The organism is Actinomadura sp. NPDC048394 (assembly GCF_040651755.1).
GTDB lineage: Bacteria > Actinomycetota > Actinomycetes > Streptosporangiales > Streptosporangiaceae > Spirillospora > Spirillospora montaniterrae.
In genome coordinates, this window is the sequence record NZ_JBEZJL010000014.1 from 109,474 (window position 1) to 132,988 (window position 23,515).

Genomic DNA, 23,515 nt, shown 5'->3' on the forward strand with positions numbered 1-23,515 from the left:
GCCGGTTTCGGCCGCGACCAGGACCCGCCCGGCGTTCCGGGCGGGTCCTGCTCTTTTCACCTGCTCACACGCATGATCGTTAACTGGTGGAGAGACGTCATCCGCCATCGGGCGTACATTACCTCCGCTGAAGTGCGGTCCCTCGTCAATCGCCTGCCGTTGACGCTTTACCCCGTCTTTGCCATCGGCTGATGGACTCCGGCCATCGGACCGGAGCTCACACGGGGAGATCACTGAGCCATGTCCTCCGCTGCTTCGCCCATCGGGGCCCGGCGCACGGATTCATCCGCCTACGACGTCGCCGTCATCGGGCTCGGCTACGTCGGGCTGCCCACCGCCCTCGCCTTCCACGCCGCCGGGCTGCGGGTGCTCGGCGTCGACCGGGACCCCGGGCGGCTGGAGGCCATCCGCGCCGGCCGCGTGGACCTGCTGGACAGCGACCACCGCCGGCTGCGGGCGGCGCGCGACGGCCTCGCAGTGACCGCCGACCCGGCCGACGCGGCCCGCGCCGACGCTCTGATCATCTGCGTGCCGACGCCCGTCGACCGGCACCTCGTCCCCGACCTCGGCGCCCTGACGGAGGCGTGCGCCACGGCCGCCGCGCACGCGCGGGCCGGGCAGACCATCGTGCTCACCTCGACCAGCTACGTCGGGTCGACGCGGGAGCTGCTCGTGCGGCCGCTGTCGGCGCGCGGCCTCCGGGTGGGGACGGACGTCTTCGTCGCGTTCAGCCCGGAGCGCATCGACCCGGGCAACGACCGGCACCCGCACGAGGACGTGCCGCGGGTGGTCGGGGGCGTGACGCCGCGCTGCGCGGCGCGGGCCATGGCGCTGCTCGGCCGGTACGCGGGCGACCTGCACGGCGTCTCGTCGGCGGAGGCGGCCGAGATGACCAAACTGCTGGAGAACACGTTCCGGGCGGTCAACATCGCGCTGGTCAACGAGTTCGCGGACGCGAGCCGGCTGCTGGAGCTGGACGTGATGGAGGTCATCGAGGCGGCCGCGACGAAGCCGTACGGCTTCATGCCGTTCTTCCCCGGCCCCGGGGCCGGCGGGCACTGCATCCCCTGCGACCCGCACTACCTGCTGTGGCAGCTGAAGCGGGACCGGCTGCACACGCCGCTGGTGTCGGCGGCGATGAACGCGATCGCGATGCGGCCCGGGCAGGTGGTGGAGCGGGCCCGGCAGGTCTTATCGGACCAGGGACGCGGCCTGTCCGGCGCGGACGTGCTGGTCCTCGGCGTCGCGTACAAGCCGGACGTCGAGGACCTGCGCGAGTCGCCCGCCTTGGAGATCATCGACGGGCTGCTGGCGGCGGGCGCCGCCGTCCGCTACCACGACCCGCGCGTCCCCGAGCTGGTCACCGAGGGCGGGACGAAGCTGGCGAGCGCCGAGCCCGGCCCCGCCGACCTGGTGATCGCGCACACCCCGCACCAGGGCCTGGACCTGGGCTGGCTGCGCGCGGACCAGCTGCTGCTGGACGCGACGTACCGCTTCTCCGGTCCGGCCCGGCGCGTGGCGCTGTGAGCCGTCACCGCGGGTCGCCGGTCCCCTTCGGCGGCCTGCCCTGGCGGGCCCGCCTGGTCTCGCTCGGGGCCCTCGCCGGCGTCGCCGTGATCTGCGGCGTCATCGTCTGGCACGTCGGGGTGAAGGTCGCGTACATGCGCGGCGACCTGCTCCTCCCCACCTACACGGTGCTGGTCAGCAGCTACGTGATCAGCCGGTTCGTGCTCGCGGCGTTCTACCGGCCGCCGCGGGACGCGGGCATCGCCCCGTCCGTCGCGATCGTGGTGCCCGCCTACAACGAGGGCGAGGCCGTCGCCCGGACGATCCACTCCTGCCTCGGGCTGGACTACCCGGCCGGCAAGCTGGAGATCGTCGTGGTGAACGACGGGTCCACCGACGACACCTGGGACCACATGCGGGAGGCCGCCGCGCGCTACCCGAAGGGCCGGGTCCGCTGCGTCGACCTCGGCGCCAACAAGGGCAAGCGCGCGGCGATGGCGGCCGGGATCCGGGCGACGTCCGCGGAGATCCTGGTGTTCGTCGACTCCGACTCGATGCCGGCGCCCGGCTCCGTCCGGCTGCTCGTGCAGGGGTTCGCGGACCCGAAGGTCGGCGCGATCTCCGGCCTCACCTACGTCCGCAACGCCGAGAGCAACGTGCTGACGCGGATGCAGGCGGCCCGGTACTACGTGTCGTTCCAGCTGCTCAAGAGCGCCGAGTCGGTGCTGGGCGCGGTCACCTGCTGCTCGGGCTGCTTCGCCGCGTACCGGCGGGCGGCGATCGCGCCGCTGCTGGACGCCTGGGAGCACCAGCGGTTCCTCGGCGTCGAGTGCACCTACGGCGACGACCGCGCGCTCACCAACCGGGTCATCAAGTCCGGCTGGACGACCCGCTACGACGCCCGTGCGGAGGCGTGGACGGACGCCCCCGACCGGTACCGCAAGTTCTTCCGGCAGCAGCTGCGGTGGAAGAAGTCGTGGAGCCGGGAGGGGCCGCTGCTGCTCGCGCACGTGTGGCGGAGCCGGGCGCGGGCGCTGCCGTCCATCGCCGTCCAGACCATCGCGGGCCTGCTCAGCCCGATCGTGGTGCTGTACAGCCTGGCGGTCCCGCTCGCGGGCGGCCGCTTCCCGATGATCTACTTCCTCGGCCTGTACCTGGTGTCGATGGGGTACGCGCTGACGTACCGGATGCTGCGCGACGACGGCATGTGGATCTACGCGTTCGTCGGGACGTTCTTCTACGTCGCGTTCTCCCCGCAGCTGCTGTGGGCGGTGGCGCGGATCCGGGACGGGAAGTGGGGTACGCGGGACGCGTCGCCGCCCCCGTCGGCGCCGCGCCCGATCCACGTCTACAGCGCGGCGGCGAGCGATGGCTGACCGGGAGGAGCCCGCGCCCTGGGAACGGCCGCCGCCCGGCCGGTCCACCCGGGCCTTCCGGGCGTTCACCGGCCTGGTGTTCCTGTGCGCGCTGGCCCTCGCGCTCACGACGTGGGTGACGCTGAGCCGGCCGTTCGACCCGGGGCAGAAGGCGGCTCCCGCCGTCCGGCTGGACCCGGCGGCGGCCCGGACGGCGGCGGGCCTCCCCCGGTACCCGGGGTCGGTGCTCGTCCTGACCTACCACGGGGTGTCCGACACCGACCACTCCGGCAGCACGCTGACGCGCCGGCTGTTCGGCGAGCACATGGCGGCGCTCGCGGCGGCCGGGTTCCGGACCGTCCGGCTGCGGGACGTGGAGGACCTGCTCGCGCACCGGACGGTCCGCCTCCCGCGGCGCGCCCTGCTCATCACCTTCGACGACGGGCAGCTCACCGACTGGACGACCGCCGACCCGGTGCTGAAGGCGCACGGCTTCACCGCGGCCGGGTTCCTCACCACCGGCAAGATCGTCCAGCCGGGGACGCCGTCGTACTACCTGTCCACCCGGCAGGTCCGCGACCTCGCCGCGACCGGGCGCTGGGAGTTCGGCTCGCACAGCGACGACCTGCACGACCTCGCCCGCGTGCCGGGCGACGTCGCGCCGCCGATGCCGAACCTGGTCCAGGTCCGCGGCCGGACCGAGACGCTCGGGCACTGGCGCGCCCGGATCCGCTCCGACCTGGACCGCAGCCAGCGGTTCTTCGAGCGGACGCTCGGCCGCCGCGCCACCGCGTTCGCCTACCCGTTCGGCGCGCCGGGCGGGACCGGCAACGACCCGCGGATCGCGGCGGAGCTGCCCGTGCTGATCCGGCACGCCGGGTTCAGCGAGGCGTTCACCGGCGAGAACGTCCCGACCGACCACGTGGACGCGCTCACCGCCGGATCGCCGCGCTGGACGCTCGGCCGGATCGGCGTCCGCTCCACCACGTCGGTCGCGGACCTGCTGGAGATGATCCGCGCCGCCGTCCCCACCGCGCCGCCGCGCGACCTGGCGGCGCTGCCCTGGACGGGCGACCTGGCCACCTGCCGGCGCCGCGCGTCCGACCTGCGCGTCACGAGCGACGTCTACGGGAGCTGCCTGCTCACCGGCGTCAACACGAGCCAGTGGACGGACTACCGGGTCAGCACGTCCGTCACCGGCATCGACCCGCGCACCAGCGCGGTCATCGCGGTCCGGGACGGCGCGGGCGCGGGCCACCGCGGCCGCGTCGAGGTCGTCGTCGGCGCCGCGTCCGTCCTGGTCCGGCAGCAGATCGGGGACGCGGGCCCGGTCGTGCTCGGCCGGACCCGGATCGCGGCCCGGCCGGGCGCGCGGTCCGTCCGGATCGAGGCGCGCGGCCACCGGCTCACCGTCGCCGTGGCGGGCGGCGCGCCGCTGCGCGCCGCCATCGACCCGCGGCTCAACGAAGGAGGCCTCACGTTCGAGATCGCGGCGCGGGACCGGCGCACGCTGGTCTTCCGCGATCCGGCGCTCGCCCCGCTCGCGCGCTGAATCCACCCCCGACTCCAGACGGAGTACAACGATGTCTCCACGAAGACTTCTCACCCTCCTCACCGCCGCGCTGATCGGCGCGGCGTGCGTCCTCGCCGCCGTTCCGGCGGGCGCCGACACCGGCACGGTCGTGTCGCTGACGTTCGACGACGGGTCGCAGGACCAGTACGACAACGCCCGTCCCGCGCTCGCCGCCCACGGAATGAAGGGGACCTTCTACATCAACAGCGCCCGGGTCGGAACGTCCGGGTACATGACGCAGGCGGAGATCGCGTCGCTGGAGTCCGCCGGCAACGAGATCGGCGGCCACACCATCACGCACGCCGACCTGCCCACCCTCTCCACCGCCGAGCAGCAGCGGCAGGTCTGCGACGACCGCGTCGCGCTGCTGAACATGGGCTTCACGGTCAAGAACTTCGCCTACCCGTACGGGAACGCGAGCAGCACGTCCGAGCAGGTCGTGCACGACTGCGGCTACAACAGCGCCCGGACGGTCGGCGGGATCGTCTCGCCCGGCAGCTGCAACGGCTGCGGCTACGCCGAGACGATCCCGCCGGCGGACGCCTACTTCACCCAGACCCCCGACTCGGTCAAGACGGGCACGACGCTCGCGCAGCTCCAGGGCTACGTGACGCAGGCCGAGACGCACGGCGGCGGATGGGTGCAGCTCGTCGTCCACCACGTGTGCAACGGCTGCGACGACACCTACGCCGTCAGCCCGGCCACGCTGTCGTCGTTCCTGGACTGGCTCGCGCCGCGGTCGGCGAACGGGACGACGGTGAAGACCGTCGGCCAGGTCATCGGCGGGAGCCTGCAGCCGCCCGTCAACGGGCCGCCGTCCCCCGCGACCGTGCAGAACCCGTCGCTGGAGGCGGCGACCGGCGGCGTCCCCGACTGCTTCCAGCTCGGCGGGTACGGGACGAACACCTTCGCCTGGACGCGGACGAACGACTCGCACACCGGGCAGTACGCCGAACGCGTCGACGTCACCGCCCGGACCGACGGCGACCGGAAGCTCGTCACGAAACAGGACGCCGGGACCTGCGCGCCCGCCGCGACACCGGGCCATGCCTACCAGCTCGGGGTCTGGTACAAGGGCGCCTGGGCGGCCGGCGTCACCACCAAGATGAGCATCTACTACCGCAGCGCCACCGGCGCCTGGACGTTCTGGACGAACGGCCCGACGCTCGCGCAGACGAGCACCTGGCAGCAGACGCTCGTCACCACCCCCGCCGTCCCCGCGGGCGCCACCAACATCAGCTTCGGTGTCGCGCTGCCGGGCGTCGGGACCCTCGTCGTCGACGACTTCTCCCTCACGGACCAGGGCACATGACCGATCGAACGAAGGCGGCCGGGCCCGCGGGGCCCGGCCGTCCGGCCCGCCGCAAGCGGCGGTTCCGCCGCCATCTCACCGAGCTCGGCTTCGGCGTCCTCGCGCTCGCCGCGATCGTCCCACCGGCGCTGGACGCGCTGGTCCCGCAGCGCGGCAACGCCGACACGGGGCGCGCCAGGAACGTCGTCACCCGCGCGATGCTCAGCCACGCCGGCACGGGCAACGCGTGCCGGCGCGGGCGCGTCGCCCTCACCTTCGACGACGGCCCCGACGTCTACACGCCGCAGATCCTCGAGGTTCTGCGCGCCTACGACGTGCGCGCGACCTTCTTCATCATGGGGAAGAAGGCCGCCGCGCGTCCCGCGCTCGTCCGGGCGGTCGTCGCGGGCGGCCATCTCGCCGAGAACCACAGCTGGGACCACCCGCACATGGCCGATCTCGACGCCGCCGCCGTCCGCCGCCAGCTCGCCGACACCACCGCCGCGATCATGCGGGCGGGCGCGCCGCGCCCCACGCTGTTCCGGCCGCCGTTCGGCAACACCGACGGCGTCGTGGACGCGCAGGCGCGCGCGCTGGGGCTGCGGGTCGTCCGCTGGTCGGTCGACACCAACGACTGGCGCGGGCGGCGGCCCGCCGACATCGCCGCCACCGTCCTCGCCCAGGCCGGCCCCGGCTCGGTGGTCCTGATGCACGATGGCGTCGCCAACTCCGCCGCCACCATCCAGGCCCTCCCGGCGATCATCACCGGGCTCCGGGCGCGGGGCCTGTGCACGGCGCTCGACGCGGGGTAGCCGATGACGTCACGGCGGACCATCATCGCGGGCGCCGTCGCCGTCGCGGCGCTCCCCCCGGCCGTCTGGTCCCTGGCCGGACGCGGCGGGGCGGGCGACTTCGCGTCCCGCACGTCCGGGCACGACCGCCTGGTCACCAACGAGTACGCGCACTGGAACCCGCACGCGCCCGACGCGCGCCGGTCCCCCGACTGGGACGTGACCAGCGGGTCCCTGTTCGTCCGGGACGGCGCCGGCTGGTCCGGGCCGCCCGACCGGGCGGTGCCGGACGCCCGCTCGTCCACCGGCACCGGGTCGAGCGTGTTCCGGATGAACACCCGCCGCGCCGACTTCGGCGACGTCCGGGTGACGCTGCGGGTCCGCGTCCTGCGGCTCGTGCCGGGCGGCGGGCGGGCGCCGACCGAGCCGACCGACGGCGTCCACCTGATGCTGCGCCGCCAGGACCAGACCGAGCTCTACGTCGCGTCGCTGGCCCGGCGGGACGGGCTGCTCGTGGTGAAGAAGAAGCTGACCGGCGGCACCGAGAACGGCGGCACCTACACGACGCTCGGCCAGGTCCGGCACCCGTTCCGGCCCGGCGCGTGGCAGTCGTTCGACGTCCGGATCACCTCCAACGGGCGGTCGCTGGTGACCATCGCCGTCCGCCAGGACGGCCGCGAGCTGCTGGAGGCCGTGGACGACGGCCGGCACGGCCCGCCGATCGTCCGCCCCGGCTCGATCGGCCTGCGCGCCGACAACTGCGAGTTCGCGTTCGCCGACCTGCGCGCCCACCCCCTGCGGTGAGGCGCGGCGGTCAGCGGGGGGCGGCGGTGCTGTCGCGCAGGATGACGTGGCCGGCGACGCGCTCGATGCGGCTGCGGCGGGCGGCCGGTTCGCGCAGCGCGAGGCCCATGACGTGCTCGCCCATCGCCTCCAGCGGCAGCGCGACGGTGGTGAGCGGCGGCGTCAGGTCCCGCACGATCGGGATGTCGTCGAAGCCGGCCAGGGACATCTCGCCCGGCACCGCGACGCCGTGGTCGCGCAGCGCGGCGAGCGCGCCGATCGCCATCACGTCGGTCACCGCGAACACGCAGGTCGGACGGGGGTCGCGGCGCAGCAGCTCGGTCGCCGCGCGGTACCCGCCGTCCCGCGTGAAGGACTCCTCGACGATGCGGTCCTCCGGCACCCGCACGCCCGCCTCGGCGAGCGCCTCGGTGAACCCGCCGAGCCGGTCGGAGACGGTGGTGAGCGCGCGCGGCCCGCTGAGCACGGCGAAGTCGCGGTGGCCGAGGTCGAGCAGCGCGCGGGCGAGCGCCCCGGCGCCCTCCCGGTTCTGCGGCAGGACGGCGTCGACCTTGAGGCTGCGGTGCCGGCTGAGCACCGCGACGCGCCCGCCGGTGCGCTGGTAGGGGTCCAGCTCGCCGGCCATCGAGCGCTCCCAGTCGCGGTCCTCGAAGCCGGAGCCGATCAGCAGGATCGCGCGGGCCCGCTGCGCGCGCAGCATCGCCACGTACTCGATCTCGCGGGACGGGTCGCGGAACGTGCTGGCGAGCATGACGAGCATCCCGTGCTCGGCGGCGGTGCGCATCACGCCGCGGGCGACGGCGGCGAAGTAGGGGTCGCTGACGTCGTGGCAGATCACCCCGACGGACTTGCTGGAGGAGCTGGCGAGCGCCTGGGCGTGCGCGTTCGGGGTGTAGCTGAGCTCGGCGGCGGCGGCCAGCACCCGCTCCCGCAGATCGGCCCTGACCTGCGACGTCCCGTTGAGCACGCGGGAGGCCGTGGCCAGCGACACCTCGGCCTGGCGGGCGACGTCCTGCAGCGTCACGTACGCCCGCTCGCCGGTGCGCGGCTCCTCCGCCGCCTCGGTCATGCGTCCTCCTCGTGGGGGCCGTCCCCCGCGCCGCCCAGGCGGGAACCGCGGCGGTCCCGCGCCCCCTCGCCGGCCGCCGCGCGGCGGGCCCGTTCGGAAAGACCCTCTTGACCGCGCCCGGCGCAGGTTCTTACGGTACCTCAGAAAGCGCTTTCTGAACGCGCTTTCTCGGCACGGTCCCGGAGGAACCATGGTGAGTCAGCACCTCTCGCGGGGGGACGACCCCCCGCGCTCGGCGAACCGCCCCCCGCGCGGGCGGGGCACGGCGGGCGCCAAGCCGCCGGCGGACGCCCCGGGGGTCGTGGAGCGCGCCCGGCCCGGCGCGGGCGAGCGGATCGCGGGCGCGCTGGAGTCGGCCTGGCGGCCGGTCGCGCTGCTCGTGGCGTGCTTCGCCGCCTGGTGGGCGATCACCGCGTTCAAGCTGGTCGAGGCGTACCTGGTGCCCTCGCCCTGGACGACGCTGAAGCTGATGGGCGACAAGTGGGGCTACATCTGGCACCACACGTGGGTGACCACCTACGAGACCCTCATCGGCTTCGCGCTCGCGGTCGTCATCGGCGTCGCCGCCGCGGTGATCATGGTGTACTCCAGCACGGTCGAGCGCACCCTCTACCCGATCCTGCTGTTCGCGCAGGTCATCCCCAAGATCGCGATCGCCCCGCTGTTCGTGGTCTGGCTCGGCTTCGGCATCGGCCCCAAGATCGTCGTGGCGGTACTGATCGCGTTCTTCCCGGTGGTGATCTCGATGGTCGCCGGGCTGAAGGCGGTCGACCCGGAGATGCTGCAGCTGTCGTCCACGATGGGCGCGAGCGCGTTCGCCACCTTCACCAAGATCCGGCTCCCGGCCTCGCTGCCGCACCTGTTCTCCGGCCTGAAGGTCGCCGTGACGCTCGCCGTCACCGGCGCCGTGGTCGGCGAGTTCGTCGGCGCGAACGAGGGCCTCGGCTACGTGATCCTGCAGGCCAACGGCAACATCGACACCCCGATGCTGTTCGCCGGGCTGCTGGTGATGTCCGCCATCGGCGTCGTGCTGTTCGTCGCCGTCGAGATCGCCGAGAAGCTGCTGCTCCCCTGGCACGCCAGCCGGCGCGGCGAAGCGGTCACCACCACCTACTGACCCGGCCCGTCCGAACGGGCCCCTTCCCACCCGCCTCCACGAACCGGCCGTCCGGCCGGGAGCTCACCCCACCCATGGAGGACCGTCCCCATGAAACTCCGCGTACTCGCCGTCTCCGTCCTGGTCCCGGCCATGGCCCTGGCGGCCGCCGCCTGCGGCGGCGACTCCGGCGAGACCACCGGCGCCTCGGGCAAGAAGCTCAAGAAGGTCACCCTCACGCTGAACTGGTACCCCTACGGCGAGCACGCGCCGTTCTACTACGGCAAGAAGAAGGGCATCTACGAGAAGCACGGCATCGACCTGGAGATCAAGGCGGGCCAGGGCTCGCAGAAGACCGTCCAGGCCACCGGCGCCGGGCAGACCGACTTCGGCTGGGCCGACACCCCGGCGCTGCTCGCCGCCGTCGACAAGGGCATGCCGATCAAGAGCATCGGGGTGTTCCTGCAGACCACGCCCGCGTCGGTGCAGGCCTTCAGCAGCAAGAACCTGAAGGCGCCCGCCGACCTGAAGGGCAAGAAGATCGCGATCACCGCGGGCGACGCGCTGTCGCGCACGTTCCCGGTGTTCCTGAAGAAGAACGGGCTGTCGGAGAGCGACGTCCCGCTGCAGAACACCGACCCCGCCGGGAAGATCGCCGCGGTCATCTCCGGCAAGGCCGACGGCCTCGTCGGCTTCGCCAACGACCAGGGCCCGACGGTCGCGAACAAGTCCGGCAAGCCGGTGTCGTACCTGCGCTACTCCGACTTCGGGGTCAACTTCTTCTCCAACGGCCTGCTCGTCGGCGAGCGGAAGCTGAAGAGCGACAAGGACCTGGTCAAGGACATGGTCGCCGCCACCAGCGAGGCGTGGACGGCCGCCGAGGCCGACCCGCAGGGCGCGGTCGCGAGCATGGCCGGCGCGTCCGAGCAGCTGCCGCCGACGCCCGTCGTCGCCGAGCAGTTCAAGACCACGCTCACGCTGCTGCACACGCAGGCGACGCAGGGCAAGGCGCCGGGCGTCAACACCGAGGACGACTGGAAGCAGACGATCGCGCTGTTCCAGCAGACCGGGGTCATCGGCAAGGCCGAGGCGCCGTCGACGTACTGGTCGCCGCAGCTGGCGGCGCAGGGATGAGCGGACGGGCGATGAAGACCATGAGCCAACCGGGGAAGGCCGCGGCGGAGCAGGCCTCCGCCGTCGGGATCGACGAGGTGGCCGTCCGGTTCCGCAGCAAGAAGCGCGACGTCACCGCGCTGCGCGAGGTGTCGCTGGACGTCCCGATGGGCGAGTTCGTCGCGATCGTCGGGCCGTCCGGCTGCGGGAAGTCCACGCTGCTGAAGCTCGTCGCCGGGCTGCTCAAGCCGTCCACCGGGACCGTCCGGCTGCGCGGCGAGCAGGTCGCGGGGCCGCGCGCCGACATCGGCTACGTGTTCCAGCGGGCCGCGCTGCTGGAGTGGCGCAGCGCCCGCAAGAACATCCTGCTCCAGGCGGAGATGCGCAAGATGCCCGCCGAGCAGGCGCGGCGGCGCACCGCCGAGCTGATGGAGATGACCGGGCTGACCGGCTTCGAGGACGCGCTGCCGCACGAGCTGTCCGGCGGCATGCAGCAGCGGGTCGCGCTGTGCCGGGCGCTGCTGCACGAACCGCCCGTCCTGCTGATGGACGAGCCGTTCGGCGCGCTCGACGCGCTCACCCGCGAGCAGCTCAACATCGAGATGAACCGGATCTGGCGGGAGACCGGCACGACGGTCCTGCTCGTCACGCACTCGGTCGCCGAGGCCGCGTACCTGGCGAACCGGGTCGTGGTGATGACCGACAGGCCCGGCACGATCGCCGAGGTCATCGACGTGGACCTGCCCGCGGAGCGGGACTACGCCGAGACCATGGCGCAGCCGGAGTTCGCCCGCGTCACCGGCCGCATCCGCAAGCTCCTCGGCGCCGGCGCGGCGCTCGACTAGGCACGCCTCTACACAAGGCTGGGAAGGAACGGGATGGCACGCAAGTCCATCGGGATCGTCATGAACGGCGTGACCGGCCGGATGGGATACCGGCAGCACCTCCTGCGCTCGATCCTCGCGATCCGCGAGCAGGGCGGGCTGCGGCTGGCGGACGGCACCGACCTGTGGCCGGAGCCGGTGCTGGTCGGCCGGTCGGAGGCGAAGCTGCGCGACCTCGCCGCGCGGCACGGGCTGGACGCCTGGACGACGGACCTGGACGAGGCGCTGGCCCGTCCGGACACCGAGGTCTACTTCGACGCGCAGGTCACCAGCGCGCGCGTCGAGGCGATCCGCACGGCGGTCGCGGCCGGGAAGCACGTCTACACCGAGAAGCCGCTGGCCGACGACCTGGACGGCGCGCTCGCGCTCGCGCGGCTCGCCGACGAGGCCGGCATCAAGCACGGCGTGGTGCAGGACAAGCTGTTCCTGCCGGGCCTGCTGAAGCTGAAGCGGCTGATCGACGGCGGCTTCTTCGGCCGCATCCTGTCGGTGCGCGGCGAGTTCGGCTACTGGGTGTTCGAGGGCGACTGGCAGGAGGCGCAGCGGCCGTCCTGGAACTACCGGGCCGAGGACGGCGGCGGGATCATCCTCGACATGTTCTGCCACTGGCGGTACGTGCTCGACGCGATCGCGCAGGTCAGGTCGGTGCAGGCGCTCGGCGCGACGCACGTCCCCGAGCGGGTGGACGAGGACGGCAAGCCGTACGAGGCGACCGCCGACGACGCCGCGTACGGGATCTTCGAGCTGGACGGCGGGATCGTCGCGCAGATCAACTCGTCGTGGACGACCCGGGTGTTCCGCGACGAGCTGGTGGAGTTCCAGGTGGACGGGACGGAGGGGTCGGCGGTCGCGGGGCTGCGGCGCTGCCGCGTCCAGCACCGGTCGATGACGCCGAAGCCGGTGTGGAACCCGGACCTGCCGGCGACGGAGGACTTCCGCTCGCAGTGGCAGGAGATCCCCGACAACACCGAGTTCGACAACGGCTTCAAGACGCAGTGGGAGATGTTCCTGCGGCACGTCGCCGAGGACGCGCCGTTCGAGTGGGACTTCTACGCGGGGGCGCGCGGGGTGCAGCTCGCGGAGCTGGGGCTGCGGGCGTGGCGCGAGGGGCGCCGCCTCGAGGTGCCGGAGCTGCGGCGATGAAGATCGAGCTGCCGGAGCCGGACGGGACGCTCGTCCCGTACACGATGGGCGAGCCGCGCTCCTGTCCCCCGCCGCCGGGGCCGGCGTCGTCGCGGGTGGCGTACGCCGCCGCCCATGTGGTCGCCGATCCGTACGGCGACTCGCTGGACTGGGACGCGACGCTGGCGTTCCGCCGCCACCTGTGGTCGTACGGGCTCGGCGTCGCGGAGGCGATGGACACGGCGCAGCGCGGCATGGGGCTGGACTGGGCGACGACCCGCGAGCTCATCGTGCGCAGCAGTGAGGAAGCGCTTTCAGCGGGCGGCCGGATCGTCTGCGGCGCGGGCACCGACCAGCTCCCGCCCGGCCCGGCCACGCTGGACGAGATCACCGCCGCGTACGAGGAGCAGCTCGGCGTCATCGAGGGCGCCGGGGCCGTCCCGGTGCTCATGGCGAGCCGCCACCTCGCCGCCGCCGCGCGCGGACCGGAGGACTACGCGGCGGTGTACGGGCGGCTGCTGCCGCAGCTGCGGAACCCGGCCGTCCTGCACTGGCTCGGCCCGATGTTCGACCCGGCGCTGGAGGGCTACTGGGGCTCGTCCGACCTGGACGCCGCCGCCGACGCGGTCCTGGCGCTGATCGGCGAGCACGCCGCGGCGGTCGACGGCGTCAAGATCTCGCTGCTGGACGCCGGCCGGGAGATCGCCTTCCGGCGGCGCCTGCCGGCCGGCGTCCGCCTCTACACCGGCGACGACTTCAACTACCCGGAGCTGATCAAGGGCGACGCCGAGGGGCACAGCGACGCGCTGCTCGGCGTCTTCGACCCGATCGCCCCGGCGGCCGCCGCCGCGCTGCACGCCCTCGACCAGGGCTCGGACGCCTACGACGAGATCTTCGCGCCGACCCTGCCGCTCGCCCGGCACCTCTTCGAGGCCCCCACGTACTACTACAAGACCGGCGTCGTCTTCCTCGCCTGGCTGGCCGGGCACCAGCGGCACTTCCGGATGGTCGGCGGGCTGGAGTCGGCGCGGTCCGTCCCGCACCTGTCCCGGCTGTTCCGGCTCGCGGACGCGGCCGGGCTCCTGCCCGACCCGGACCTCGCCGCGACCCGGATGCGCGCCTGGCTGACCGTCCAAGGAGCCGTATGACCACGAGGTTCAGCCTCAACCAGTGGACGACACGCCACTGGCCCGTCCCCGACCTGCTCGCCGGGTGCGCGTCCGCCGGCGTGCACGGCGTCGGCCTGTGGCGGGAGCCCGTCGCCGAGTACGGCCTGGCCCGCACGGCCAAGCTCGTCCGCGACCACGGCCTCGCGGTCACGTCGCTGTGCCGCGGCGGCTTCTTCCAGAACCCGGACGCCCTGGACGACAACCGGCGCGCGATCGAGGAGGCCGCGGCGCTCGGCACCCCGGTCCTGTGCCTGGTCAGCGGCGGCCTGCCGGACGGCTCCCGGGACCTCGACGGCGCCCGGTCGCGGGTCGCGGACCTGCTCGCCGAGCTCGCGCCGTACGCGGGCGAGCACGGCGTCCAGCTCGCGCTCGAACCGCTGCACCCGATGTACTGCTCGGACCGGTGCGTCGTCTCGACCCTCGCCCAGGCCCTCGACCTGGCCGCGCCGTTCTCGCCGACCCAGGTCGGCGTCATGGTCGACACCTACCACCTGTGGTGGGACCCGGACGTGTGGGACGGCATCGCGCGCGCGGGCGCGGAGGGCCGGATCGCGCTGTTCCAGGTCGCCGACTGGGTGACGCCGCTGCCCGAGGGCGTCCTCACCGGGCGGGGCATGCTCGGCGACGGGCGCATCGAGCTGCGCCGGTTCCGCGAGGCCGTGGACGCCACCGGCTACACCGGCCCGGTCGAGGTCGAGATCTTCAACGACGAGCTCTGGGCGATGCCCGGTCCCGCCGCCCTGGACCTGGCCCTCTCCCGCTACGCCCAGCACGTCGCATGACGCCCCGGACCACGGTCCCCCGCGGCGAGCCGCCGCCATGACGGAGCGCGGAACGACGACCCGCCGCACCTCGCCGGGGGGCGAGGGGCGGAGCTGGCGGGCGGCGTCGGGGGCGTGGCTCGGGATCGGGACGGCGCCGGGCGCGCTCGTCCTCGGCGCGCAGGTCGGCGGGCGGCACGGCGGCGCGCTGCCCGTGGCGGTCCTCGCCGCGGGCGGCGTCGTGATGACGGCGCTGCTCGCGGCGCAGGGACGGCTCGGCCTGCGCCCGCCCGCCGGCGAGGGCGCCGGCATGGCCGTCCTCGCGCCGCGCTACCTGCCGCCGGTCGCCGAGCGGGCGTTCACCGCGCTGCTCGCGGTCGCGATGGCCGGCTGGTTCGGCTTCAACGTCGGGCTCGGCGGCGCGGCCCTCGCCGCGCTCACCGGCCTGCCGGACGCGGCCGGGGCGGTGCTGCTGACCGTCCCGATCGTCGCGGTGCTGCTGGCCGGCGGCGGGCGGTGGAACGCGATCGCGGTCGCCACCACGCTCACCGCCATCGCGCTGATCGGGATCGTCGCGGTGCGGCTGCCGCCGCCCGCGTCGCCGGTGTCGTTCGCGCGGGACGGCCCGTTCGCCGGGCTGGCCGCCGACCTGGCCGGATACATCGGCTACGTGTCGGTGTTCGCCGTGCGGGCGCCGGACTTCACCGCCGGGCTGCGCGGCCGCCGCGACCTCGCCGCGTGCGTCGCGCTGCTGGTCGGGCCGGCGCTGGCCGCGTCGGTGGTCGGCGCGGGCGTCGCGGCGGCGAGCGGGTCCACCGACGTCGTCGCGGTGCTCGCCGGGCCGGACGGGCTGCCCGCCGCGAACCTGTTCGTAGCCGCGTCGGTGATCGCGCCGACGTTCGCCGCCGTGCATTCCGGCGCCCTCGCCGTCCGCCGCTTCCTCCCGCCCGGCGGCCGGTTCGGCGGGCGGGTGTGGGGCGTGCTGGCGGTCGCGATGCCGGGCGCGGTGCTCGCCGCGCTGCGCGTCGACCGGATGCTGCTCGACTGGCTGACGGTGCTGGCCGCCGCGCTGCCGGCGCTCGTCCCGCCGATGGCCGCCGAGGCGGCGCGGCGGAGGCGGGGACGGCCCGCGAGGCCGGTCCGGACGTGGATCTGGGCGCCGGGCGCGGTGCTCGCCGTCGCGCTGACGCTGGCCGGGCACGCCGCGGCGGCGCCGGTCGGGCTCGCGGTGTCGGCGGCCGCGACGCTGGTCCACGCCTGGTCGGCGCGCGCCCGGCCGGCCTCGGGGATCCCGATCCGGCTCCGAATTCGTTCTTGACGGCGGGCGAGAGCCGGTCGTACGTTCGTGAAAGCGCTTCCAGAAAGCGCTTTCCAGCCTTACCCATCCCCCCACATTGGACGGCCGGAATGAAAAGACTGAGATGGTGCCTGCTGACGACCCTGGCGCTGCTCGCCGCCCTCATCACCGTGCTGCCGGCCGGTGCGCAGGCGCGTGACGACGCCCCGATCCTCGACCCCATCCCCGACGACCCCGCCCCGTCCGGCCTCGGCCTCGTCCTCAAAGAGGTCGCCCAGCTGCCCAAGTCGGAACCCTCCGCACCGCCCACCGACCCGCGGCTCCAGCGCTGGAACCGCATCAACTACGTCGGCGAGGTCCCCGACCACTCGGGCCGGCTCTACGTCCCGGACCTGAACGGCAACCTGTACCTGCTCGACAAGAAGACCGGGAAGTCGCACGTCTACCTCGACGTCAAGGCCGCCTTCCCCGACTTCTACTCCGCCGCCGGCCTCGGCCAGGGCTTCGGCTTCGTCGCGTTCGACCCCGACTTCAAGAAGAACGGGAAGTTCTACACCACGCACGTCGAGTCGGGCAACGCGCTCACGACCAAGACCCCCGACCTGACGCCGCAGCCGAAGACCGGCTACCACGGCGTCGTCGACGAGTGGACCGCCGACGACCCGAAGGCCCAGACCTTCCACGGCACCCACCGCGAGCTGCTGCGCATCGGCTTCGCCGGACGCATCCACAACCTGCAGCAGATCGACTTCAACCCCAACGCCAAGCGCGGCGACGCCGACTACGGCAAGCTCTACATGTCCGTCGGCGACGGCGGCAACGGCAACGTCGGCGACAACGGCGGCGACCCGCAGAACCTCGGCGTCCCACAGGGCAAGATCCTCCGGATCGACCCGTCCGGCACCAACTCCGCCAACGGCAAGTACGGCATCCCCGCCGACAACCCGTTCGCCGGCCAGTCCGGCAAGGTCGGCGAGATCTACGCCTACGGCATGCGCGACCCGCACCGGTTCAGCTGGGACACCGGCGGCACGCACCGCATGTTCCTCGCGCACATCGGCGAGCACGAGATCGAGTCGATCCACGAGGTGAAGGCCGGCGACAACATCGGCTGGAGCGAGCGCGAGGGCGCGTTCACCTTCCGCAAGGACGACCGCTGCCACCTGTACCCGCTGCCCGCCGACGACGCGAAGTACAACTACGACTACCCGGTCGCGGCCTACGACCACGACCCGCCCGCGAACTGGGACTGCTCCAGCGACACCGGGCACGCGATCTCCGGCGGCTACGTCTACCGCGGCGCCGCACTGCCCGCCCTGCGCGGCAAGTACCTGTTCACCGACATCGTCGACGGCCGGCTCATGTACACCGAAGAGTCGGAGATGAAGCGAGACCCGGCCGGCAAGCACCGCGCGCAGATCTACTCGCTCGCGGCCTACGACACCAAGGGCAACCCCGTCACGATGAAGCAGCTCGCGGGCGACAACCGCGTCGACCTGCGCTACGGCTCCGACGCCAAGGGCGAGCCCTACCTGCTCGCCAAGGCCAACGGGAAGATCTGGAAGGTCGTCGGCACCAAGAGCTACGCCGGCTGCCGCCCGAACGACATCCGCGAGAGCCGCGTCATGTCCGCGGACAACTGGGCTCCGGTCACCCCGTCGAAGTGGCAGTTCCCCGGTAAGGAGGTCGTCCTCGCCGAGGCCGGCTCCGAGCGGCCCGGCCCGCGCCGCCCCTTCGAGTACGCGGTGCTGAAGTCCGGCCCGGTGCTCGGCTCGTCCAAGATCGACGCCGAGGTGCGGCTCGACACCCCGGTCGACATCATCAACCGGGACGTCATCATCGTCTTCGGCTACCAGGACGACACGCACTTCTACTACACGCACCTGTCCACCGACAACAGCATCTACCCCCACAACGGCATCTTCGTCGTCAACGGCGCGGACCGGCTGCGCATCGACCAGCAGTGGAACGCCAACCGCTCGCACGGCGCCCCGCCGACCATCACCGACGCCGACTGGCACCGCGTCCGCGTCACCCACTGCGCCGACACCGGCGAGATCGCGGTCTACGTGGACGGCTCCACCCGTCCCGCCATGACCGCCCTCGACAAGACGTTCACGTCCGGACGCGTCGGGTTCGGATCGTTCGACAACATCGGACGGATCCGCGACCTCACCGTCCACGCGAACCCGGCACGGTAACGGCCTCCCCGGGGCGGGCGGGCGCGCACCCGCCCGCCCCGGGGGCACCCGAAGGAGAACCCTCCATGCTGCTCCGCCGCCGCGTCACGGCCGCGACCGCCCTGCTCGGCGCGTCCGTCGTCGCCGCCTCGCTCGCCGCCCCGGCCCAGGCGTCCCCGGCCCCGGGCGTCGCCCCGTCCCTGAAGAAGAACCTCGTCTCCTACTACGACTTCGAGCACCCCGCCCGCGGGAACGCCGCGCAGGAACGCGACCTCGGCCGCTCCGGCACCACCATCGACCTCGTCAACGGCGGCGCCGCGATGCGCGTCCGGGACGGCGCGCGCCGGCACGCGATCCAGCTCGGCCAGGTGAACCCGTCCACGGCCGGCAACGACGACTGGAAGGCCGGCGTCTACTCCGCGACCGGCGTCCCGTCCCTGCACGCGTTCAACGCCGTGCGCGGCGCCACCGTCGCGGGCTGGTTCAAGATGACCGGCACGAACCCGTCGCCCAACTCCAACACCGCGAACCCGGACGACGTGTACAACGCGGTCGGCCTCATCGGCGTCCTCACCGGGGACTCCGACGGCCACGCCGTCCGCGCCCTGCTGGAGATCATCGACGTCTCCGGCACGCTCCGGCTCGTCGCGCTCGGCCGCCGCATCGACGGCGGCAGCTCGCAGACGTTCGCCGCGAACGAGGACTGGCGCACCCTCCTGCCGCAGAACACCTGGGTGCACCTCGCCGCCACGTTCGACTACGACACCGGCAAGATGTCCCTCTACAAGGACGGCGAGCCGCTCGACGGCTTCTACACCGTCTCCGGCGACCCGTGGAAGCTGCAGGGCACGCCGAGCCCGCACCTCGCCTCCGCCACCGACCCGCGCGGCATCAAGATCGGCGGCAGCTTCCCGCAGAACACCCGCGAGGCGAACCCCTGCAACTGCCGGATGGACGGCCTGATGTTCCTCGACCGCGCCATCACCCCGGCCGAGGCACGCCTCCAGTACCGCATCGCCAAACGCTGACCCCACCCCGAGGCCGCCGGTGCACCCCGCGCACCGGCGGCCCCGTCACACCCGCCTGCGCTCCGACACGTACGCGCTCTGGGGCGCCGCGTACCTGATCATGGACGGCCTGTGCTCGATGGACGCCTTCTGGTACTTCCAGCCCTGGCTGATCGGCCACGGCCGCCGCCTACGAGCGCCTCACCGGCGATGAGGACGGCTTGGACGACGCCCTGCTCGCCAGGGGCACGACAGCCCGTGCGACACCGCGCCCGCCGATCCGTCCTGGGACTTCGACGATCCGGCGGAGATAGCGCGGCGCCTCCCCCGGCTCTCGGCCCTCTTCCCGCCGCGCCCGCGGGGGTTAGGGGTCAGGGGCGCCAGCGGGTCGCGGTGAAGCCCTTCTTCTTGCCGAAGGCGAACACCACGTCGGGAGTGACGGCGAAGACGTGGCGCGGGCTTTCCAGGCCGGTGTCGGACGGGTCGTAGAACTCGCCGTCCCTGACGAACGGGTGCCACCACGGATACTTGGCCGGGAACAACTCGGCGACGCGCCGCAGGTGGTCCGGGTCGCGGACCAGGTGGGCCGTGCCCTCGATGACGAGGTCGGCGTCGTCGCCGGGCACGGTGACGGCGCACCCCGCGTTCGAGGCGAGGTCGCGGGCCTTGCGGGTCTCGCGGCCGGTGTTGAAGCAGACGGCCCCGTCCAGCCAGACGCCGAGCACCGGGACTACGTGCGGACGGGCGTCCGGTCCCGAGGTGGCGAGCAGGTAGGTCTCGTTGGCGGCCACCCGCGCCAGCGCGTCCTGCCAGGTGAGGGACGTCAGCGGGACGCCGTGGAGGCCGGCCGGCGGTTCGGCGGCGGGTTCCGTCATGGCAGGCTCCTCGGGCTCGCGCGGTCTCCCGAGTATCACCGCGGCCGGCGGCGGAGGACAGCCTCGCGGGGGTCATTCCGGGCGTTCGTGAGGCGTAGGTTGGGCGACGTTGATCACGCGAGGGGGACGGAATGGGCGTCGCACTGTTCACGCTGGGCGGGACGATCGCGATGGCGGGACACGGTCCCGCCCGGGACGGCGGGACGGTGGTGGCGCGGCTGACCGGCGCCGACCTGACGGCCGCCGTCCCCGGCCTGGCCGAGGTGGGCGTGCCGCTGGAGGCGCAGGACATCGAGGCCGTCCCGAGCGCCCAGTTGACGTTCGCGCGGATTCTCGACCTGGTGCGGCGGGCGTCCGAGGCGGTGCGGGCCGGGGCGGACGGGGTCGTGGTCACCCAGGGGACCGACACGCTGGAGGAGACGGCGTTCCTCGCCGACCTGCTGTGGCCCCATGACGAGCCGTTCGTGATGACGGGCGCGATGCGGAACCCGACGCTGGCGGGTCCCGACGGGCCGGCGAACCTGCTCGCCGCCGCGCACGTGGCCGTAGCGCCGGGGGCGCGCGGGCTGGGCGCGGTCGTGGTGCTGAACGACGAGGTCCACGCGGCGCGGTGGGTGCGGAAGACGCACAGCGCCAGCACCCGGGCGTTCACGTCGCCGAACGCGGGTCCGATCGGGTCCGTCCACGAGGGACGGGTCGTCGTGCACGGCGGTGTGCCGCGCCGGAAGCCCGTCGAGGTGGACGCGGCGGCCCTCGCGGACGTGCGGGTGGGCCTTCACACCGTGGTCCTGGACGACGATCCGTCGATGATGAACGCGGACGGGTGCGACGGGTTCGTCGTCGCGGGGTTCGGGGTGGGGCACGTGCCCGCGCCGTTCGCGCCGGTGCTCGGTGACCTGGCGGAGCGCATGCCGGTGGTGCTCGCGTCGCGGACGGGGGCGGGGCCGGTGCTGCGCAGCACCTATGGCGCGGCGGGGTCGGAGACCGACCTGCAGCGGCGCGGGCTCATCAACGGCGGGATGCTCGACCCCTACAAGGCGCGCGTCCTTCTGCGGGTGATGCTCGCCGCGGGCGCCGACCGGGACGGGGTCGCCGCCGCCTTCGCCGAACGCGGGTGACGCAGCGCGGGGGGCCTAGGCGGGCGCGAGGCGCAGGCCGGTGTCGGTCGCCGCGATCAGCGTCCCGTCGGTGGCGAGCGCCAGGTCGTTCACCCGGCCCGCCACGGGGACGCGGCGAGTCGGCGTGACGGACGCGGCGTCCCATACCAGCAGGTCGTCGCCGGCCTCGGCGGCCACTAGAAAGCGGTCGCCCGCGACCGTGGCGGCGACCGCGCCGACATCGCCCGGCGCGGGCAGCACCACCGCGGGATCACCGTCGAGGGTCTGGACGTGCACCTCCGCGCCGGACGGCTGGACGAGGAGCGGCGGGCCGTCGGGCCCCGGCGCCAGTACCGCGTGCGCGCCGGACGACGGCAGCGACGCGGCCTCCTCCTCGCGTTCCACGTCGAGGAGGCCGATGGTGCGCTCGGTGTCGCAGGCGACGCCGACGAGGGGGCCGCTCGCGGGGGTGGCGTGCAGGACCCAGCGGTCGATGGCGGTCCAGTGCCCGAGCCAGACGCCGAACTCGGCGAGGAGGTCGCCGGTGCGGGCGTCGAGGACGGCGACCCGCGCGTCGCTGGCCGGGCCGAAGACGGCGACGACGGCGCCGCGGCCACCGTGCACGGCGAGCCCGAGCAGGTCGGGCTGCCCGTCGACGGTGAGCTCGCCGCCGGTGGACAGGTCGTGGACGTGCACGCGGTCGCGGTGCGTCCAGGCCACGACGGGCGCGCCGCCCGGCAGCAGCCCGAACGCCCATTCGGTGCGGTGGTCGGGGAAGTCGGGGATCGGCGGGCCGAGGGCGGTGCGGGCGCGCAGGTCCCAGGCCTGGCCGACGCCGGCGCCCTGGCCGGCCCGCGAGGTGAACGCCAGCGGCGGCCCGGCGGCCGTGGCGGCGACCCCGTCGAACGCTCCCTGCGCCAGCACGCTTTCGGGCATGCCTGGGAGGCTAGGGCACCGGCACGAGATCGTTCCGCGAACCGCGCGAAAACGCGGAGGCCGCCTCCGGGCGGGCGCGGGACCGTCGTCCGATTGTTCGGCGGAGGACCGGATGATGCCGGTAGGTTCCTTGATCGTGGAGCCGATCGATCTGAGCCCCGTCGAGCGGCGCGTGTGGCGGGCGTTCCCCACGGGGACGCCTCTCGACCTGCGGGACGGCGACGACGATCCCGAGCACGGCGGCGGCTGGGGCGCCTCGCGGACGCTCAGGGCGAGCGTGCTGCGCAAGCTGCTGCTGAGGCCGCCGGTCGACGGGGAGCTCGCGGCGCTGCGGGTGAACGGCGCGCGGATCACCGGGCGGCTGGACCTGCGGTACGCGACGATCGCGCATCCGGTGCGGCTGTCGGGCTGCCGTTTCGACGAGGAGCCGGAGCTGTACGGCGCGCACCTGCGGCAGCTGAACCTCAGCCGCTCGTTCCTGCCGGGCCTGGTGGCGCAGACCATCAGGATGGACGGGGTGCTGCGCCTCACCGAATGCCGCGTCCCCGGGCAGCTCCGGCTGGGCGGGGCGCGACTGTCCGGCGCCCTGTTCCTGGAGCGCGCGCGGCTCGGGGAGGACGGCGCGCCGGAGGAGGTCCTGCACCTCAACCACTCCGTCATCGAGGACGACGTCTGGGCGCCCGGCCTCGAGGCGCGCGGGCAGATCCGGCTGAACGGCGCGACCGTCGCGGGCATGGTGAACCTCAGGGAGGCCGTGCTGCTGACCCCGGGCGGGCGGGCGTTCGACGGCGAGAACCTCACCGTGGGGTCGGACGTGGTCGCCACCGGCGCGCGCGTCGACGGCGAGGTGAGCGTGCGCGGCGCGGCGATCCCCGGGCTGCTGGTGCTGACGCAGGCGCGGCTGTCGGACGCGACCTGCGCGCTGCGGGCGACGAGCGCGGTCATCGGCGAGGTGTGGCTGCGGGAGGCGCGGGTCGACGGCACGGCGAACCTGCTGCGCGGGCGGTTCGGGCTGCTGCACGCGGCGCCCGACGCGTTCGGCGGCACGGTGTGGCTGGACGGGCTGACGTACGGCCTGCTCACGCCGCGGCTCCCGGCGAAGGCCCGGATCGCGACGCTGGAGCGGGACGAGGAGGGCTACGTCCCGCACGCGTACGAGCAGCTCGCCGCCTCCTACCGGCAGGCGGGCGACGACCGGGCGGCGCGGAACGTCCTGCTGGCCAAGCAGCGCCGGCACCGGTCGACGCGGCCCCGGTACGCGCGGCTGTGGGGGTACCTGCAGGACGTGACGGTCGGGTACGGGTTCCGGCCGCTGTGGGCGGCGGCGTGGCTGGCCGGGCTGCTCGCGGTGGGCACGGCGGTGTTCGGGCCGCATCCGCCCGCGCCGCTGAAGGCGGACGAGCATCCGCCGTTCAACGCGCTGTTCTACACGCTGGACCTGCTGCTGCCCATCATCGACTTCGGGCAGGAGAAGGCGTTCAAGCCCGCCGGGTGGCACCAGTGGCTCGCCTACGGGCTGGTCATCGCGGGCTGGGTGCTCGCGACGACGATCGCCGCCGGGATCACCCGGACGCTCAGCCGGCAGTGAC

21 protein-coding genes are annotated in these 23,515 nt (G+C 73.8%); 18 read left to right on the plus strand and 3 right to left on the minus strand.

The annotated features are described in order from the left end of the window. The first annotated feature begins 240 nt into the window (after positions 1 to 240). From AB0C78_RS12360 to AB0C78_RS12385, 6 genes are read left to right on the plus strand one after another with little or no spacing between them, the layout of a single operon-like run. Entirely contained in the window at positions 241 to 1,527 is a 1,287-nt protein-coding gene (locus AB0C78_RS12360) for a nucleotide sugar dehydrogenase (RefSeq protein WP_360745837.1), read from the plus strand. After that, entirely contained in the window at positions 1,524 to 2,882 is a 1,359-nt protein-coding gene (locus AB0C78_RS12365) for a glycosyltransferase (protein WP_360745840.1), read from the plus strand. Before AB0C78_RS12360 ends, AB0C78_RS12365 begins: the two co-directional genes overlap by 4 nt. Continuing rightward, positions 2,875 to 4,413, plus strand: a complete 1,539-nt coding sequence (locus AB0C78_RS12370) for a polysaccharide deacetylase family protein (RefSeq protein WP_360745843.1) — start codon at positions 2,875 to 2,877, stop codon at positions 4,411 to 4,413. Before AB0C78_RS12365 ends, AB0C78_RS12370 begins: the two co-directional genes overlap by 8 nt. A gap of 31 nt (positions 4,414 to 4,444) precedes the next feature. Continuing rightward, positions 4,445 to 5,746 carry a polysaccharide deacetylase family protein gene (locus tag AB0C78_RS12375; RefSeq protein ID WP_360745846.1) on the plus strand — a complete coding sequence of 434 codons (1,302 nt, stop codon included), beginning with the start codon at positions 4,445 to 4,447 and terminating at the stop codon, positions 5,744 to 5,746. Continuing rightward, positions 5,743 to 6,537: a polysaccharide deacetylase family protein gene (locus AB0C78_RS12380; protein WP_360745849.1), complete on the plus strand. Its 795-nt coding sequence runs from the start codon at positions 5,743 to 5,745 to the stop codon at positions 6,535 to 6,537. Before AB0C78_RS12375 ends, AB0C78_RS12380 begins: the two co-directional genes overlap by 4 nt. A gap of 3 nt (positions 6,538 to 6,540) precedes the next feature. After that, the gene (locus tag AB0C78_RS12385) at positions 6,541 to 7,320 is read left to right on the plus strand and encodes a hypothetical protein (RefSeq protein WP_360745852.1); all 780 of its coding nucleotides are present in this window, start codon (positions 6,541 to 6,543) and stop codon (positions 7,318 to 7,320) included. A gap of 10 nt (positions 7,321 to 7,330) precedes the next feature. Here AB0C78_RS12385 and AB0C78_RS12390 read toward each other — a convergent pair whose 3' ends face one another. Beyond that, complete coding sequence (locus tag AB0C78_RS12390) at positions 7,331 to 8,389, minus strand: LacI family DNA-binding transcriptional regulator (RefSeq protein WP_360745855.1); 1,059 nt, start codon at positions 8,387 to 8,389, stop codon at positions 7,331 to 7,333. Between the two features lie 190 nt (positions 8,390 to 8,579). Here AB0C78_RS12390 and AB0C78_RS12395 point away from each other — a divergent pair, with 190 nt between their 5' ends. The 10 genes from AB0C78_RS12395 to AB0C78_RS12440 all read left to right on the plus strand — a co-directional run bounded on the left by AB0C78_RS12395 (position 8,580) and on the right by AB0C78_RS12440 (position 19,232). Next, entirely contained in the window at positions 8,580 to 9,506 is a 927-nt protein-coding gene (locus tag AB0C78_RS12395; protein ID WP_360745858.1) for an ABC transporter permease, read from the plus strand. Between the two features lie 90 nt (positions 9,507 to 9,596). Next, positions 9,597 to 10,619: an ABC transporter substrate-binding protein gene (locus AB0C78_RS12400; protein ID WP_360745861.1), complete on the plus strand. Its 1,023-nt coding sequence runs from the start codon at positions 9,597 to 9,599 to the stop codon at positions 10,617 to 10,619. A gap of 20 nt (positions 10,620 to 10,639) precedes the next feature. Beyond that, a complete protein-coding gene (locus AB0C78_RS12405) occupies positions 10,640 to 11,443 on the plus strand; it encodes an ABC transporter ATP-binding protein (protein WP_360745863.1) in 804 nt (267 codons plus the stop codon). Between the two features lie 33 nt (positions 11,444 to 11,476). Continuing rightward, positions 11,477 to 12,625 carry a Gfo/Idh/MocA family oxidoreductase gene (locus tag AB0C78_RS12410; RefSeq protein ID WP_360745866.1) on the plus strand — a complete coding sequence of 383 codons (1,149 nt, stop codon included), beginning with the start codon at positions 11,477 to 11,479 and terminating at the stop codon, positions 12,623 to 12,625. Next, on the plus strand, positions 12,622 to 13,752 hold the full coding sequence (locus tag AB0C78_RS12415) for a dihydrodipicolinate synthase family protein (protein WP_360745869.1): 1,131 nt from the start codon (positions 12,622 to 12,624) through the stop codon (positions 13,750 to 13,752). Before AB0C78_RS12410 ends, AB0C78_RS12415 begins: the two co-directional genes overlap by 4 nt. Then, positions 13,749 to 14,555 (plus strand): sugar phosphate isomerase/epimerase family protein, encoded by an 807-nt coding sequence (locus AB0C78_RS12420; RefSeq protein WP_360745872.1) that lies wholly within the window; start codon positions 13,749 to 13,751, stop codon positions 14,553 to 14,555. Before AB0C78_RS12415 ends, AB0C78_RS12420 begins: the two co-directional genes overlap by 4 nt. A gap of 37 nt (positions 14,556 to 14,592) precedes the next feature. Then, on the plus strand, positions 14,593 to 15,852 hold the full coding sequence (locus tag AB0C78_RS12425) for a hypothetical protein (RefSeq protein WP_360745876.1): 1,260 nt from the start codon (positions 14,593 to 14,595) through the stop codon (positions 15,850 to 15,852). Between the two features lie 89 nt (positions 15,853 to 15,941). Beyond that, positions 15,942 to 18,032, plus strand: a complete 2,091-nt coding sequence (locus AB0C78_RS12430; RefSeq protein WP_360745879.1) for a PQQ-dependent sugar dehydrogenase — start codon at positions 15,942 to 15,944, stop codon at positions 18,030 to 18,032. Between the two features lie 65 nt (positions 18,033 to 18,097). After that, the gene (locus tag AB0C78_RS12435) at positions 18,098 to 19,039 is read left to right on the plus strand and encodes a LamG-like jellyroll fold domain-containing protein (RefSeq protein ID WP_360745882.1); all 942 of its coding nucleotides are present in this window, start codon (positions 18,098 to 18,100) and stop codon (positions 19,037 to 19,039) included. 19 nt (positions 19,040 to 19,058) lie between these two features. Further along, a complete protein-coding gene (locus AB0C78_RS12440; RefSeq protein WP_360745885.1) occupies positions 19,059 to 19,232 on the plus strand; it encodes a DUF4240 domain-containing protein in 174 nt (57 codons plus the stop codon). 157 nt (positions 19,233 to 19,389) lie between these two features. On the opposite strand, the gene AB0C78_RS12445 is transcribed toward AB0C78_RS12440, so the two are convergent. Continuing rightward, positions 19,390 to 19,893, minus strand: a complete 504-nt coding sequence (locus tag AB0C78_RS12445) for a pyridoxamine 5'-phosphate oxidase family protein (protein ID WP_360745888.1) — start codon at positions 19,891 to 19,893, stop codon at positions 19,390 to 19,392. A 131-nt stretch (positions 19,894 to 20,024) separates the two neighbouring features. Here AB0C78_RS12445 and AB0C78_RS12450 point away from each other — a divergent pair, with 131 nt between their 5' ends. Beyond that, positions 20,025 to 21,011: an asparaginase gene (locus AB0C78_RS12450; protein WP_360745891.1), complete on the plus strand. Its 987-nt coding sequence runs from the start codon at positions 20,025 to 20,027 to the stop codon at positions 21,009 to 21,011. A gap of 15 nt (positions 21,012 to 21,026) precedes the next feature. Here the strand turns inward: AB0C78_RS12450 and AB0C78_RS12455 are convergent, their stop codons facing one another. Then, positions 21,027 to 21,926, minus strand: a complete 900-nt coding sequence (locus AB0C78_RS12455; RefSeq protein ID WP_360745895.1) for a hypothetical protein — start codon at positions 21,924 to 21,926, stop codon at positions 21,027 to 21,029. Between the two features lie 136 nt (positions 21,927 to 22,062). On the opposite strand from AB0C78_RS12455, the gene AB0C78_RS12460 reads away from it, so the two are divergent. Continuing rightward, positions 22,063 to 23,514 (plus strand): hypothetical protein, encoded by a 1,452-nt coding sequence (locus tag AB0C78_RS12460; protein ID WP_360745898.1) that lies wholly within the window; start codon positions 22,063 to 22,065, stop codon positions 23,512 to 23,514. Position 23,515 lies beyond the last annotated feature (1 nt).